Consider the following 13,424-nt stretch of genomic DNA (forward strand, 5'->3'; position numbering starts at 1 on the left):
CCCCAGTGCCACTTGGGGAGCCCCGCGCCACCGACACACCCCGAAAACGACGGCGAGAACTCCCCAGCTCCCGCGACGCTCGACCCGGCGCCCCCAGCTCGGTGGTTATCCCCTCAGTTGGGGGGTTGCCCATCGAGAAACTCAGTGGCCAACCCCCCAACTCGATGGGCAACCCCGAAGACCCCCCGGCCGAGGCGGACCGGTCTCCGGACGTTCGGACGCTGGGGAGTCAAGGGGACGCCGCTGTCGAACCCCCTCCCCAAACCGGATCGGGGTGGATCCGCGACGGATTCGGGCGGTGGATGCTCCCCAGATCCCCTCGTGGGGGGAGGCAGTTCTCCCCGAACCGGTTTGGGGAGGAAGCTGGGCCGCTCAGGGCGAACATCCACCCCAACCTCCAGCAACGGTCACTGTCAGGCGACGGGAACCCAACTGCCCCAGCCATAGCCCGTTAACCCCAGGCAACGTGGAGCCGTGGTCGCCGACCTCGCCATCCACCTCAGCCACCGCGGCGCCCAGCCACGCTGTCTTTGTAGTCGGCCGGTCGCGGTGATCAGCCACAGCGCACGTCCCCGGCCGAGAATCTTTCGGCCTGCACCCCCACTCGACCGCCAAAGGCGGCCGACAAAGCAAGAGGGCGAGCCGAGCAGATGGCTGAGCCGGATGGCGAGGCCGGCGACCGCGGTTCCACGCTGCCTGGGGCTGACGGGCTGGGGCTGAGGTGAGTGATGCCCGAGCTGCGTTATCCGAGGGATTTTGGGGACTCGGTGACGAAAACCCATCGGATAACGCACCCGAGCAGCCCCGGGGACTCGAGATCGCGGGCGGAAGTCACCTTGAGCACCCATCAACCACGCGAGCCCCGCCGAAACGGTCGAATCGTGCTCAAGGTCGGCCGGCCGGCTCACCTTGAGCACCCGGCAACCACCGTTCGGCCGCGTACGTGGTTGAACCGTGCTCAACGTCGTACCGGATCAGCTAGCGAGCCCTCACCAATCGGCGGTTCCCACCTCATCGGCGAACCCACCCACGCGCCCCGGCACTCCCCAAACCGGTTCGGGGAGCGCCGCCACCGCGCGACCGGGGAGCGGTACCTGCCGATTCGGTGGGGTAGCGCTCCCCAGCGGCGCCGTACAGCACCGCTGTTGACGCCAACGCCGAACCGCTTGACCAACCGGCTTTGGGGCTAGCCCGAGAGGTGGGAGACGTTGTCCCAGGCGGGGTCTTGGGTGGTGGTGACGGCGACCTTGCCGTGGGTCCAGCCCGGGGTGGCGGCTTCGAGTTGGGCGGCGGCGGGGGTGGTGCCGTCGGTGTAGTAGTGCAGAAGGCGGGTGCCGGCGGAGGTTTCGTGGGCCAGGAGGTTGCCGGAACCACCGAGGCGGGCAGTCAAGTGATCCTCGAAAGCTCGGAGTTCGTCGAGCATGTCCGACTCGGGCAGACCGTCTTCGCGGACCACCGGGTACCCGACGGAGATCTCGACATGCGTGTCGAGGTGGGGCCGGCGGATCGACCGCAGCGGGTATTCGGCAGTCGCGATCAACCGCTGCCCATTCCGCGTACCTTCGAGCATCTTCCACGCGGGACTACCGTCCTCAAGCGTGTGCTCAGCCGCGAACCCCGCAACAGCGGGCAGCAAGGTATCGATCGGCCGAGCATCCACCGGCCGGCGATCGAGCGTGTCGATAGCACCGATCCACGTCTCCACCATCTCCTCGCCGAGCACGAGATCGAGGATCAAGAACGTGACCCGCTGCCGAACCTCCACCGGCAGCTCAGGAAACGCCGGATGGAACACCCCGACATGAATCGCCGACGCATCCGGATCGACTTCAACGACAGCCTGCTCAATCGGTACGGCGGGCAGTCCCTCGAACTGGATCGTGCTGATTGGCCCCGGTCGGCGCAGGTCGGCGTACTCCCACAGCTCGTCCGAAACCGGCGCGGAGCGGAGCCAGCGGCGGGCAGTCGCGCGGCGGCTGGGGTTGCCGGCCGCGGTGACGATGAGTGCGTGTTCGGCGTGCAGTCCCGGGCCGAGTTCCCAGTCGAGCTCCGGGTGGACGCGGTTCACCCACTCGCTCAGGGTCGCGCCGATCGCGGCGGGCTCCTTGCGGGCGATCGCGTCGGCGACGAGGGTCGCGCCGGTCGAGGTCCACCAGGTCCAGAACGCGCCGATCGGGTCGGCCTCCACGACGGCCGTCTTGCGACGCTTGAAGATGGGCATACGTCCCATCCTCCCTCGCCAGAGGTGCGGATACGTTCCGTGACCAAACCAGTACCCCACTGGTGTGGTCCCGGCCACACGATTATGGAGCGTCTGGTTCAGGCGCGTAACCTGCAGACACCACTGGCATATGGGGCCGGGTGGCTTGAGGAGGAGAACAGAAGTGCTTCGGCGAGTCCTGCTGGGCATGTCCCGCAGCCCCCAGATCAAGAAGGCCGTCTCGGCCATGCCCGTCTCCAGTGGCATCGTGGCCAGGTTCGTGGCCGGCGAGACCGCTCCGGAGGCCGTGCTGGCCACCGAGAAGCTGGTCAGCAACGGCCTGAACGTCACCCTGGACCACCTCGGTGAGGACGTCACCGACGTCGCCGCCGCAACGGCCACCGCCGACGCGTACCTCGAGCTGCTCCGCAAGCTGTCCGAGGCCGGCCTGACGAAGAACGCCGAGGTGTCGGTCAAGCTGTCCGCGGTCGGCCAGGCGCTGGGCACCGACGGCGAGAAGATCGCCCTCGAGAACGCCCGGACGATCTGCCACGCCGCCCGCAATGCCGGGACCACGGTGACGCTGGACATGGAGGACCACACCACCACCGACTCCACGCTGGGCATCCTGCGAGAGCTGCGTCAGGACTTCCCGGAGACCGGTGCGGTGCTGCAGGCCTACCTTCGTCGTACCGAGGCCGACTGCCGCGATCTCGCGCACGCCGGTTCCCGGGTCCGCCTCTGCAAGGGCGCCTACAAGGAGCCCGAGTCGGTCGCCTTCCAGGACAAGCGCCAGGTCGACAAGGCGTACGTCCGGGCGCTGAAGATCCTGATGAACGGCACCGGCTACCCGATGATCGCCTCGCACGACCCGCGGCTGATCGCGATCGCCGGCTCGCTCGCCGACCGCGCCAACCGCCAGCCGGGCACCTTCGAGTACCAGATGCTGTTCGGCATCCGTCCCGAGGAGCAGCTCCGGCTGGCCGGGCTCGGCCACACCATGCGGGTCTACATCCCGTACGGCGAGGACTGGTACGGCTACCTGGTTCGCCGCCTGGCCGAGCGCCCGGCCAACCTGCAGTTCTTCGCGCGGTCCCTGATCAGCAAGAAGTAGGGATCAGCAAGGCGACCCGTACTCGGTGCCGTACCAACGGCTGAAGTCACTCATGTTGCGGACCAAGTCGCCCTTCAGCTCGTACAGCCGGAACCGCACGCACTTGCCTTCTTCGTGGTTGTAGTTGCAGGTTCCCCAGCCGTCGGCCGACGGCAGGGCCTGGCAGTACCGGTCCTTGCCGTAGTTGGTCTGGACGTGGACCACGGCTGCCCAGCCGTTGGTCCAGCCGTCGAACACCCACTGGACGTCGCCGACCCACTGGAAGCAGGTGGAGCCGATGTTCGTCCCGGCGAACCGGCAGTTGTCGTAGTTGGGCGGGCCGGCCGCCTTCGTGGCCTTGTCCGGGGTCAACCAGGGCGGGTCCGCGGCGGCGGCCGGACTGACGGTGCTGCCGAGCAGCAGCAGCGCGGCGGCAACAGCGGTGAGGGTACGGCGAAGTCGCATGGGCGGTTCCTTACGGGGCGGAGGGACGGATAGGACATCCTATGTCCTGTTCCGTGGACAAATCATCGGAGCGCGTGGCGGATCGTCAGTACTGTGTGGGCATGACTGACCAGGTGGCCATTCTCGGGGCCGGTGTGATGGGCGAGACGTTGTTGTCGGGGCTGATCCGGGCCGGGCGGCGACCGGAGCAGTTGCTGATCACCGAGCGACGGGCTGAGCGTGCTGCCGAGCTGCGCGAGCGGTACGGCGTGGATGTCCTGTCCAACCTGGATGCCGCCGCGAAGGCGGACACCCTGGTGCTCGTGGTGAAGCCGCAGGACATGCCGGAGTTGCTGGCTGAGATTGCTCCCGTGGTGAAGCCCGAGCAGACCGTGGTGTCGCTGGCCGCGGGTATTTCGACCAGCTTCATCGAGTCGCGGCTGCCCGAAGGTGTCGCGGTCGTCCGGGTCATGCCGAACACGCCTGCTCTGGTCGACGAGGGCATGGCGGCGATCTCCCGCGGTGTGCACTGCGACGAGAGCCACCTCGCGCTGGCCGAGGGACTGCTGTCCGCGACCGGTCGGGTGATCCGGGTGCCGGAGAAGCAGCAGGATGCGGTGACCGCGATCTCCGGGTCGGGTCCGGCGTACATCTTCTTCGTGGTGGAGTCGATGATCGAGGCGGGTGTCCACATGGGGCTGCCGCGCACCACGGCGACCGACCTCGTCGTACAGACGCTCTTCGGTTCGGCGAAGCTGCTGCGCGAGACCGGCGAGCACCCGACTGTGCTGCGGGAGCGCGTGACCTCACCGGGCGGTACGACGGCGGCCGCGGTCCGTGAGTTGGAGGACCACAAGGTCCGGGCGGCGTTCCTGTCCGCGATCGAGGCGGCCCGCAACCGTTCGCGGGATCTCGCCGCCGAATAACACCTCTAGTGAGGCTGGCGTTACGCTGACGCCCATGGGTAATCGTTCGGAGCAACAGAGCCCCGAGCAGCTGAGCCCTGCCCCGGAGCCGGTGGCCGAGCTGCCGGCCTTGCCGTGGCGGGTCCCGCTGGATCCCGCGCCGTGGTGGGCCTGGGCGTTGTTCGTGACGCCGTTCATCGCGGTCCCGGCGCTGAACTCGTGGCTCTGGATGGGCGCTCGCGACATCCTCGCGGTGTTCCTGCTGACCATCATCGGCGCCTCGGTGGTCCGGATCGCCGGCGGCGTCGTGCTCTACCGGGTGATGCTGACCCCGACCGCCCTCAAGGCCCGCACCAGCATGCTGATCCGCAGTCTGCGGTGGCAGGACGTGGACAAGATCGAGGTCGGCGACGACAACGTCGTACTGACTCGTGGCAAGGACGAGAACGAGATCAACGGCATCCCGGTCGACCGCACCGCCGAGGTCGCAGCCGTGATGGAGGCCCTGCGCCGCCAGGCCGCCGGCCGCCCGGCCCGCCGCGCCACCCCGCGTCCCGGCATCGGCGCGCTGCTCGTCCTGCTCTACCTGGTGCTCTCCATCGGCTCTTTCCTGATGCGCTGGCACCTGGTCTGACGACCGACATAAGGTCCCAGCAATAGGGTTGGGCCATGGACTTTTCCTTTTGGCCGAACGCCGGTCGTACCTGGATCGAGATTCTCGAAGGTGCCGAGTACGCCGAACGCACCGGCTGGCACGGGGTGTGGATCGCCGACCACTTCATGAAGAACGACAACGACCTGTCGGTGCCGGTGAACGAGGCGTTCGCGCTGCTCGCCGGTCTCGCCGTCCGCACCGAGCGGGTGCGGATCGGCTCGATGGTGCTCGGCAACACCTACCGGCACCCGGCCGTCGCCGCCAACGCCGCCGCGACGATCGACCAGATGAGCAACGGCCGGTTCGTGTACGGCATCGGCGCCGGCTGGCAGGTGAACGAGCACGAGGTCTACGGCATCGAGCTACCGCCGACCAAGGAGCTGCTGGCCCGGCTCGAAGAGGCATGCCAGGTCCTGAAGGGCCTGCTCACCGAGGAGCGCGCGACCTTCGACGGCAAGTACTACCAGCTCACCGGCGCCCCGCTCGAGCCCAAGCCGGCCAAGCTGCCGGTGCTGATCGGCGCGGCCGGCGAGAAGGTTGCCCTGGGCATCGTTGCCAAGTACGCCGACGAGTGGAACCATTGGGGTCGCCCAGAACTCGCCGCCCACAAGGGGAAAGTCTTCGCCGAGCACTGCGAGCGCATCGGACGCGACCCGAAGACTGTCCGCCGCTCCGCCCAGACCTTCCTCGAGGTGATCGCCCCGGGCGATACCGAGGCGATCGCCCGCAAGGAGAACTTCGAGTCCCGCGGTCTGCACGTGATCATGGGCTCGGCCCAGGAAGTCCTCGACGTCGTCGCGCAGTACCCCGACGCCGGTATCGACGAGGTCCTGGTCCCGGACCACTGGTTCGGCTCCGGCGCCAAGCGCTTCGAAACCCTCGAACGCCTCCGCGAAGAGGTCTTCGCCAAGATCTAGAGCGTCAACGTGGCCAACACGGGCCAGTGATCGCTGGGCAGCCGTCCACCGGGACGGAAGTGCGAGACGGCTGCCTCGGTCACAGTCCACGCAGGGCTGATCAGGATGTGGTCGATCCGCTCGTCGTCCTCGGCGCCAGTGAAGTCGTGCCAGCTGCCACCAGCATCAGCGGGTACGGCGTACCGCAGCCCGGCGTCCGTCAGCGCCTTCAGCGGCGGCGAGTCCGGGGTCGCGTTCAGGTCGCCCATCACGATCCACGGCAAATCGCCGGTCGTCCACTTCGCGACCAGGCGCGACGACTGCAGTTGCGCGACCTCGCCCGCGTGGTCGTAATGCGTGTTCAGTACGCCGATCGTCGTACCGCTGCGGTGCCGTAACCACACCAGCGTGGCCACCCGGGTCAGATGCGCATCCCAGCCGACCGATCCCGGCGTACCGGGGTCGTCGGACAGCCAGCGGGTCTCGGAGCGTTCGATCCGCCAGTCGCCGGGCCGGACCAGCACGGACGAATGCTCGCCGGCACTCATCCCGTCGTCCCGCCCGGCGCCGACGATCTCGTACTTCGGGAACCGGAACCGCAGGTAATCGAGCTGGTCGGGCAGCACCTCTTGCAGCCCGACCACGTCGGCGTCCAGGAGTTCGATCGCCGCCACGGCCGCAGCTCGCCGCTTCGGCCAGGCGTTGTCGCCGTCCGGGGCGGAGGAGTTGCGGAGGTTGAAGGTGGCGGCCCTGATCTTCATGGCATTGATCCTGCCAAACCCATGGCTACGGTCGCCGCCCGGAGTCGCGGAGTGCTTTCCTCGAGGGCCCGATCACGGCCTTCAGCCAGCAGCCCGTCGATCGCCCCAGGATCGGTCGCCAGCCGCGCGTACTCCTTCTGCAGCGGCTCGATGACGGCCAGTACGGCGTCGGCGACGTCCCGCTTGAGATCGCCGTACGACGAGTATGCCGCCGCGAGCTGGACGGGGTCACCAGATGTGCAGGCGGCCAGGATCTCCAGCAGGTTGGTCACCCCGGGCTTCTCGGACTCGTCGTGGCGGATCTCGTTGTCGGAGTCCGTGACGGCCCGCATCACCTGGCGCCGGATCACGTCCGGCGGGTCGAGCAGCCGGATCGTCCCGACCGCATCGTCGGAGTCGGACTTGCTCATCTTCGCGGTCGGGTTGGCCAGGTCCTTGATCCGCGTGGCCAGCGCCGCCTTGTGCAACTCCGGTACGACGAACGTCTCGCCGTACTCGCGGTTGAACCGGATCGCGATGTCCCGGGCCAGTTCCACGTGCTGATCCTGATCACCGCCGACCGGGACCCGCTGAGCGCCGTACAGGAGGATGTCGGCCGCCATCAGGCATGGATAGGTGAACAGCGACGCCCGGGTCATCGGCCGGCCGCCCTTCTGTTTGTACTGGATCATCCGGGACAGCTCGCCGACGTACGAGGTGCACTCGAGTAGGTACGCGAGCTGGGCGTGCGTCGAGACGTCGGACTGGACGAAGACCGCCCCGGGCGGGATCCCGGCGGCGAGCATCAGCGTCGCGCACTCGCGGGTGAGCGTCGCGAGCCGCCGTGGATCGTGTTTCGTGGTCATCGCGTGCAGGTTGGCGACGAAGTAGAACCCGTCGGGGTCGGTGAACCGCCGCAGGGCGCCGAGGTGGTTGCCCAGGGTCAGGCGGCCGGACGGGGTGATGCCGGAGAGCGAAGTCATGTCAGTACCTTTCGGTGAGTGGTGTGGGTCCCACCGAGGGCACAAAAAAGAGGCCGTCTCGGCGAGACGGCCTCATGGATGCGTGTGAACGCCGGGTGACCGCCCTAGACGGCCCACCACAGCTGCAGATTCGTGTTCACGAGACAAGATTAGCTCACTGTGGGCGATCGGTCTGCACTTGTTCTGCAAATTCTGTAACGCTTTGCAGTCCGGCAGCGATGAACCGGCTGTTGGACCCGCTGCTGACCCAGCGCTCGGGCGGGCCGGCGCAGCCTGGGAGGGGTGTTGCGCCGCCCGCCCCAATCGGTTTGTCAGGATGAGGTCATGACGGTGCAGGTACGGCGACTTGCCGAGGACGACTGGGGAATCCTGCGCGAGGTCCGGCTGCGCGCCCTACTCGAGGCCCCGGACTCCTTCTACCAGACGTACGGCGGCTCGGTCGCGCTGACCGAGGAGGACTGGCGGTCCCGGTTGCGCGCCACGGACAAGGTTTCGATGCTGGCCGAATCCGACGGCCGACCGGCCGGGATGGTCGTCGGCGCGCCAGCGGGACCGGACGAGCGCGACCCGGACGCCGCGCTGATGCTGTCGATGTGGGTCGACCCCGAGTTCCGTGGCCAGCGGGTCGCTGATGCGCTGACCACCGAGTTGCTCGTCTGGTCCCGGGAGCAGCAGTACAAGCGCTTGCTGCTCTGGGTGTACGCCGCCGCGCCGCGAGCGGCCGCGTTCTACCGCCGGGCCGGCTTCGAGCCGACCGGACGCGTCGAGACGTTCTACGACCCGACGCGCCCGCTCACTCTGATGTCGCAGACGCTCTAGGCGGTCGGCACCAGGCTGAAGTCGATCGCGTCCAGCTCGGTGTAGCACTCACCCTTGGCGAAAGTGATCGTGTTCTTGCCCGCGTTCAGCGGCAGGTCGATCTTCACGGTGCCGGGCAGCTCCCAGCCGTACGACGGGTAGACGAGGACGGTCTGCGGTCCGTCGTTCGCGCTGACCTTGTGCGAGCAGTTCGTGCCCATCCCGTTCGCGTACCGGACCCGGATCCGGTAGTTGCCGGCGGCACCGACCTCGAAGTTGAACTTGACGAAGCTGGTCTCGGCGTCGATGTAACCGATCTTCGCCCCGCCGGAGTTGGTGACGTTCGGGACGCGCCTGGTCGGCGCCCCGCTGATCGACGCGTTCGCGCTCTGCTCCGCCTCCAGCCGGGTGGTCTGCACTCCGGTCAACGCGTTGTACCAGCGGATCGCGGCCTTGGACGCGCCGCCGTAGTACGGGTGCCACATGTCGACGAACTCGTAGGGCTGGACGATCGGGGTGTTCGCGTCCAGTGCCGTGACACTCTTGCCAGCGGCAACCTTTGCGGCCGCGATACCGGGGATGGTCGCGTTGAAGGCGGCGACGCGGCTGTAGTGGTCGGCGTTGGCGAGCTGCGGGATCGTCGTGACGAACACCTTCACGCCCGGCCGGGTGTTCGTGATGGTGTCCAGCAGAGTCGACAGTCGGCCCGGCGCGGTGCCGGCCGAGGCGTCGTCGTACATGTCGTTGGTGCCGATCTGCAGCGTGATCACGTCCGGCTGGTACGTGTTCAGCCAGCCGACGATGTTGTCCTGGATCCCGGTGATCGTCCAGCCGCCGTGGCCCTCGTTGTCGGGGTCCATCAGCGTCGTCGGACCGCTGACCATGGAGCCGACGAAGTCGACCGGCCGGCCGTCCGCCTTCAGGAGCTGCCACAGGTCGGCCCGGTAGGACCCCTCGCGGGCGCCGGTGGAGGCGGCCGTGTTCGAGTCGCCGAGCGGCATGATCTTGGTCGGCGTCGCCCGCTCGATCGGTACGGCGGGACCGTCGGCGGCGGGCGCGGTCGTGGCGCCGGTGACGGTGGCGGCGGTCACGGCGCTGCCGATCAAAGCCGCGGTACCGAGCAGGGCGGGCAGTGCGCGAGTGATCGCACGCATGAGGTTCTCCTCGAGGTGGGCGGGCCTTACGTGGCGCATCGATCCTGAGCCGGTGCCGAGTCCCCGGCAAACCTTTCGACCGACCCCGAACCTCTGTAGACCGCTATGGTCGGATCCATGAGTGGTGAGGCGAGACTGGTCTTCGAGGATGCTCTGACGAAGTACGACTTCGGGCGTGGGCATCCGATGAGTCCGATCCGGGTCCAACTGACCATCAAGCTGGCGCGGGAACTCGGCATCCTGGACCAGCTCTCGGTGGTCCCCGCGCCGATGGCGAGTGACGAGCTGTTGCGCACCGTGCACACGGCCGAGTACGTCGAGGCGGTCAAACGGGCCGGCGAACATCCCGACGTACCGGATCTGGAGCACGGTCTCGGCTCGGACGACACCTACAACTTCGCCGGGATGCACGATGTCAGCGCCCAGATCGCCGGCGCCAGCGTCGAGGCCGCGCGGTCGGTCTGGTCGGGCGACGTGCTGCACGCGGCGAACATCGCGGGCGGCCTGCACCACGCGATGCCGAACCGGGCCAGCGGGTTCTGCGTCTACAACGACCCGGCGGTCGCGATCCAGTGGCTGCTCGACCATGGCGCCGAGCGGGTCGCGTACGTCGATGTCGACGTGCACCACGGGGACGGCGTACAGGAGGTCTTCTACAACGACCCCCGGGTGCTGACCGTGAGCCTGCACGAGTCGCCGACCACGCTCTTCCCCGGGACCGGCAGCGCCGGTGAGATCGGTGGGCCGGACGCTCGCGGTTCAGCCGTGAACATTCCGTTGCCACCGGGTACCGGGGACGCCGGGTGGTTGCGGGCGTTCCACGCGATCGTGCCGGATGTGGTTCGGGCGTTCCAGCCTTCCATCCTCGTCACGCAGCACGGGTGCGATTCCCACGTGGAGGACCCGCTGGCCCATCTGACCAAGACGGTCGATGGGCAGCGAGCGGCGTACCTGGCCCTGCACGACCTGGCGCACGAGGTGTGTGACGGGAAGTGGGTGGCCACCGGTGGTGGCGGCTACGCGATCATCGACGTCGTCCCGCGCGCCTGGAGCCACCTGCTGGCGATCGTCGCCGGGAAGCCGGTCGACCCGCAGACCTTGGTGCCAGAGGCGTGGCGCGAGGAGGTGCGCATCCGGTTCGGCCGGGTCGCGCCGCTGCGGATGACCGACGGGCGCGATCCCGAGTACATCGACTGGTCGGCCGGTTACAACCCGGACACCTGGCTGGACCGGTCGATCAAGGCCACCCGGGATGTCGCTTTCCCGTACCTCGGCCTTGACCCCACGTACTGACTTCGTCACAGGATCGAGTCACACGAGTCCCCCTCTTTCCCATTCGCACCAACAGCCACTACCCTCGACACATGCACGGACGGAGGTGCCGGAGGGGAAGCCGGCGCACGATCCGTGCTGGAAGTGCGGTGCGCAAATGGCATCAAAGAAGTCCGGTGGTGAGCAGCCGCTCGCAGAGGTGAAGTTCCTGACCGTGGCAGAGGTTGCCACGGCCATGCGCGTGTCCAAGATGACGGTGTACCGCTTGGTGCACTCCGGAGAGCTCCCCGCGGTGCGGGTAGGTCGTTCGTTCCGGGTGTCGGAGGACGCAGTGCACGACTACCTCAAGGGCGCCTTCTTTCAGGCCGGATAACCACGAGAGAGGCGGCCGGATCCCTGGTTTGGGGACCGGCCGCCTCGTCATGTCCGGATCGTGCGGAGCAGCGCGGTGAGCTGCTCGATCGTCTCTTGTGGGACCCCGTTGAAGTGATCGTGGTGTGCCTGTGAAGTCGCGATGACCGCCTCTTCGGCCGCCTTCACACCCGCCTCCGTGAGGCGGATCTGGGTGCCGCGGCCGTCGACGGGATCGGGCTCGCGGTCGACGTAGCCCCGCCGTACCAGCTGGTTGATCACGTTGCTGGTGCCGCCGGAGGACAGGAACAGGTTGCGGCTGAGGTCCGACGGCTTCTGCCGGTACGGCGCTCCTCCGCGGCGGAGCGCGACGATCACGTCGTACTCGGCGCCGGTCAGGTTGAGCTCCCGGAGCACCGGCCGGACCGCCTGACCCAGCCCATCGGCCAGCAGCATCACCCGCTTGCCCAGCTCGCTGGTCGGGTGCAACGCCTCGGGCAGCTCCCGCTGCCAGGCCGCGATGATCCCGTCCACCCGATCGGTCGTCATGGTTGACAGTCTAGATGCCTTTGGTGATAGCTTTCAAGAAAGCTTTTCACTGAGGGGATTTTCTGATGCGCATACTCGTCCAAGGCGGCCTGGTGATCGACACCGCGCCGGAAGTGGTCGTGCGGCCGGAGACCGACGTACTGATCGAGGACGGCCGGATCGCTGCTGTCGGACCGGGGCTGCCCGCGGATGGGGCCGAGGTGATCGACGCTCGTGGGCGGATCGTGCTGCCCGGGTTTGTCGACACCCACCGGCACCTCTGGCAGACGGCCTTGCGGGGGATCGGGGCCGCGGGGGATCTCGGGTTCTACTTCGACAAGGTGATGCAGGCGCGCGGGACGCGGTACCGGCCGGAGGATGTTGCCGCGAGCAACCTTGTCGGCGCGCTGGAGTGCCTCGACGGCGGTATCACCACCGTGCAGGACTACTCACACGTGCAAGGTTCGGCAACCTTCGCCGAGGCCGCCATCGACGCCTTGGACCGCAGCGGCATCCGCGCAGTCTTCGGCTTCGGCCCTTCACCCCTCGTCGGCGGCCCCGTCGATCCCCTCGAGATGCGCCGCGTCGCTGCCTTGGCCTCCGACCGCATCACCATCGCACTCGCCTCCACCGGCCCCGCCTTCGCCCCCTTCGACGTCGTCGAAGCCGACTGGGCCCTAGCCGCTTCGCTCGGCCTGCCCATCGTCACCCACATCGACCGCAGTCACCTGACCGAGACGCCGATCACCGACCTGTCCTCGGCAGGCCTACTACGCCCGGACACCGTCTATGTGCACGGCAACAACCTGTCTGATGCGGAGCTCAAGCTGATCGCCGAATCCGGCGCCTCAGTCTCCGTCACCCCCACAGTCGAGTCCCGCCTGGAAATGGGCGCCCCCACAGCCGCCCGCCTGAAAGCCCTAGGCGTCCCCCTCAGCCTAGGCATCGACACCGTCACGAGCGCCGCCGGCGACATGTTCAGCGCCATGCAACAAATCCTCGCCCTGGGCCACAACGCCTTCACCACCGCCGAAGTCCTCCAACTAGCCACCATCGCCGGCGCCCAAGCCCTCAACCTCCCCGACATCGGCTCCCTTGCCCTAGGCAACCAAGCCGACCTCATCCTCCTCCGCGCCACCGACCTCAACCTCGCCGGCGGCCTCCAAGACCCAGTAGCCACCGTCGTAACCTCCGCCCACCCCGGCAACGTAGAAACAGTCCTAGTAGGAGGCAAAGTCCTCAAACGCAACGGCCACCTACACCCAACCCCCGTCCAAGCAGCCCTAACCGCCCTAACCACCTCCACCACCCACCTCCACCCCACAAGCCCCACCGCCTAGCACCCCCACCCCCACCTCCACCCCACAAGCCCCACCGCCTAGCACCCCCACCCCCACCTCCACCC

The 13,424-nt window shown here is 67.9% G+C and carries 14 protein-coding genes; 8 read left to right on the forward strand and 6 right to left on the reverse strand.

All coding sequences use genetic code 11. The features are described 5' to 3' along the window. Positions 1 to 1,186: 1,186 nt before the first annotated feature. Complete coding sequence (locus ABD231_RS13475; protein WP_344150083.1) at positions 1,187 to 2,221, reverse strand: DUF695 domain-containing protein; 1,035 nt, start codon at positions 2,219 to 2,221, stop codon at positions 1,187 to 1,189. 163 nt (positions 2,222 to 2,384) lie between these two features. On the opposite strand from ABD231_RS13475, the gene ABD231_RS13480 reads away from it, so the two are divergent. Continuing rightward, positions 2,385 to 3,314, forward strand: a complete 930-nt coding sequence (locus tag ABD231_RS13480) for a proline dehydrogenase family protein (protein WP_344150085.1) — start codon at positions 2,385 to 2,387, stop codon at positions 3,312 to 3,314. A 3-nt stretch (positions 3,315 to 3,317) separates the two neighbouring features. Here ABD231_RS13480 and ABD231_RS13485 read toward each other — a convergent pair whose 3' ends face one another. Then, positions 3,318 to 3,758, reverse strand: coding sequence for a hypothetical protein (locus ABD231_RS13485; protein ID WP_344150087.1), 441 nt, complete (start codon positions 3,756 to 3,758; stop codon positions 3,318 to 3,320). Between the two features lie 101 nt (positions 3,759 to 3,859). On the opposite strand from ABD231_RS13485, the gene proC reads away from it, so the two are divergent. From proC to ABD231_RS13500, 3 genes are read left to right on the forward strand one after another with little or no spacing between them, the layout of a single operon-like run. Further along, on the forward strand, positions 3,860 to 4,663 hold the full coding sequence (proC, locus tag ABD231_RS13490) for a pyrroline-5-carboxylate reductase (protein ID WP_344150089.1): 804 nt from the start codon (positions 3,860 to 3,862) through the stop codon (positions 4,661 to 4,663). Positions 4,664 to 4,697: 34 nt separating this feature from the next. Beyond that, on the forward strand, positions 4,698 to 5,276 hold the full coding sequence (locus ABD231_RS13495) for a hypothetical protein (RefSeq protein ID WP_344150091.1): 579 nt from the start codon (positions 4,698 to 4,700) through the stop codon (positions 5,274 to 5,276). A 35-nt stretch (positions 5,277 to 5,311) separates the two neighbouring features. After that, positions 5,312 to 6,214: a TIGR03560 family F420-dependent LLM class oxidoreductase gene (locus tag ABD231_RS13500; RefSeq protein WP_344150093.1), complete on the forward strand. Its 903-nt coding sequence runs from the start codon at positions 5,312 to 5,314 to the stop codon at positions 6,212 to 6,214. Here ABD231_RS13500 and ABD231_RS13505 read toward each other — a convergent pair. Together ABD231_RS13505 and trpS are read right to left on the reverse strand one after the other, a co-directional pair. After that, entirely contained in the window at positions 6,211 to 6,954 is a 744-nt protein-coding gene (locus ABD231_RS13505; RefSeq protein WP_344150095.1) for an endonuclease/exonuclease/phosphatase family protein, read from the reverse strand. The two genes, ABD231_RS13500 and ABD231_RS13505, sit on opposite strands and share 4 nt — an antisense overlap. Next, positions 6,951 to 7,916: a tryptophan--tRNA ligase gene (gene trpS, locus ABD231_RS13510; RefSeq protein ID WP_344150097.1), complete on the reverse strand. Its 966-nt coding sequence runs from the start codon at positions 7,914 to 7,916 to the stop codon at positions 6,951 to 6,953. Before trpS ends, ABD231_RS13505 begins: the two co-directional genes overlap by 4 nt. A gap of 324 nt (positions 7,917 to 8,240) precedes the next feature. Here trpS and ABD231_RS13515 point away from each other — a divergent pair, with 324 nt between their 5' ends. Next, positions 8,241 to 8,735 carry a GNAT family N-acetyltransferase gene (locus tag ABD231_RS13515; RefSeq protein WP_344150099.1) on the forward strand — a complete coding sequence of 165 codons (495 nt, stop codon included), beginning with the start codon at positions 8,241 to 8,243 and terminating at the stop codon, positions 8,733 to 8,735. Here the strand turns inward: ABD231_RS13515 and ABD231_RS13520 are convergent. Then, a complete protein-coding gene (locus tag ABD231_RS13520; protein WP_344150101.1) occupies positions 8,732 to 9,868 on the reverse strand; it encodes a GDSL-type esterase/lipase family protein in 1,137 nt (378 codons plus the stop codon). The genes ABD231_RS13515 and ABD231_RS13520 overlap by 4 nt on opposite strands. Before the next feature lie 117 nt (positions 9,869 to 9,985). Between ABD231_RS13520 and ABD231_RS13525 the strand changes: the two genes are divergently transcribed. Together ABD231_RS13525 and ABD231_RS13530 are read left to right on the forward strand one after the other, a co-directional pair. Then, the gene (locus ABD231_RS13525) at positions 9,986 to 11,161 is read left to right on the forward strand and encodes an acetoin utilization protein AcuC (RefSeq protein WP_344150103.1); all 1,176 of its coding nucleotides are present in this window, start codon (positions 9,986 to 9,988) and stop codon (positions 11,159 to 11,161) included. A 136-nt stretch (positions 11,162 to 11,297) separates the two neighbouring features. Beyond that, positions 11,298 to 11,513 (forward strand): helix-turn-helix domain-containing protein, encoded by a 216-nt coding sequence (locus ABD231_RS13530; RefSeq protein ID WP_012923942.1) that lies wholly within the window; start codon positions 11,298 to 11,300, stop codon positions 11,511 to 11,513. Positions 11,514 to 11,560: 47 nt separating this feature from the next. Here the strand turns inward: ABD231_RS13530 and ABD231_RS13535 are convergent, their stop codons facing one another. After that, positions 11,561 to 12,040, reverse strand: a complete 480-nt coding sequence (locus tag ABD231_RS13535; protein WP_344150105.1) for a MarR family winged helix-turn-helix transcriptional regulator — start codon at positions 12,038 to 12,040, stop codon at positions 11,561 to 11,563. A 65-nt stretch (positions 12,041 to 12,105) separates the two neighbouring features. On the opposite strand from ABD231_RS13535, the gene ABD231_RS13540 reads away from it, so the two are divergent. Beyond that, positions 12,106 to 13,359 (forward strand): amidohydrolase family protein, encoded by a 1,254-nt coding sequence (locus ABD231_RS13540; RefSeq protein ID WP_344150107.1) that lies wholly within the window; start codon positions 12,106 to 12,108, stop codon positions 13,357 to 13,359. Positions 13,360 to 13,424: the final 65 nt, after the last annotated feature.

The sequence above is a fragment of the Kribbella yunnanensis genome (assembly GCF_039529655.1).
GTDB classification, from domain to species: Bacteria; Actinomycetota; Actinomycetes; order Propionibacteriales; family Kribbellaceae; genus Kribbella; species Kribbella yunnanensis.

Coding starts and splice junctions, on each gene's coding strand:
- trpS (WP_344150097.1), bottom strand. CDS start 7,916: ATGACTTCGCTCTCCGGCATCACCCCGTCCGGCCGCCTGACCCTGGGC.
- ABD231_RS13495 (WP_344150091.1), top strand. CDS start 4,698: ATGGGTAATCGTTCGGAGCAACAGAGCCCCGAGCAGCTGAGCCCTGCC.
- ABD231_RS13505 (WP_344150095.1), bottom strand. CDS start 6,954: ATGAAGATCAGGGCCGCCACCTTCAACCTCCGCAACTCCTCCGCCCCG.
- ABD231_RS13475 (WP_344150083.1), bottom strand. CDS start 2,221: ATGCCCATCTTCAAGCGTCGCAAGACGGCCGTCGTGGAGGCCGACCCG.
- ABD231_RS13485 (WP_344150087.1), bottom strand. CDS start 3,758: ATGCGACTTCGCCGTACCCTCACCGCTGTTGCCGCCGCGCTGCTGCTG.
- proC (WP_344150089.1), top strand. CDS start 3,860: ATGACTGACCAGGTGGCCATTCTCGGGGCCGGTGTGATGGGCGAGACG.
- ABD231_RS13540 (WP_344150107.1), top strand. CDS start 12,106: ATGCGCATACTCGTCCAAGGCGGCCTGGTGATCGACACCGCGCCGGAA.
- ABD231_RS13535 (WP_344150105.1), bottom strand. CDS start 12,040: ATGACGACCGATCGGGTGGACGGGATCATCGCGGCCTGGCAGCGGGAG.
- ABD231_RS13525 (WP_344150103.1), top strand. CDS start 9,986: ATGAGTGGTGAGGCGAGACTGGTCTTCGAGGATGCTCTGACGAAGTAC.
- ABD231_RS13515 (WP_344150099.1), top strand. CDS start 8,241: ATGACGGTGCAGGTACGGCGACTTGCCGAGGACGACTGGGGAATCCTG.
- ABD231_RS13530 (WP_012923942.1), top strand. CDS start 11,298: ATGGCATCAAAGAAGTCCGGTGGTGAGCAGCCGCTCGCAGAGGTGAAG.
- ABD231_RS13520 (WP_344150101.1), bottom strand. CDS start 9,868: ATGCGTGCGATCACTCGCGCACTGCCCGCCCTGCTCGGTACCGCGGCT.
- ABD231_RS13500 (WP_344150093.1), top strand. CDS start 5,312: ATGGACTTTTCCTTTTGGCCGAACGCCGGTCGTACCTGGATCGAGATT.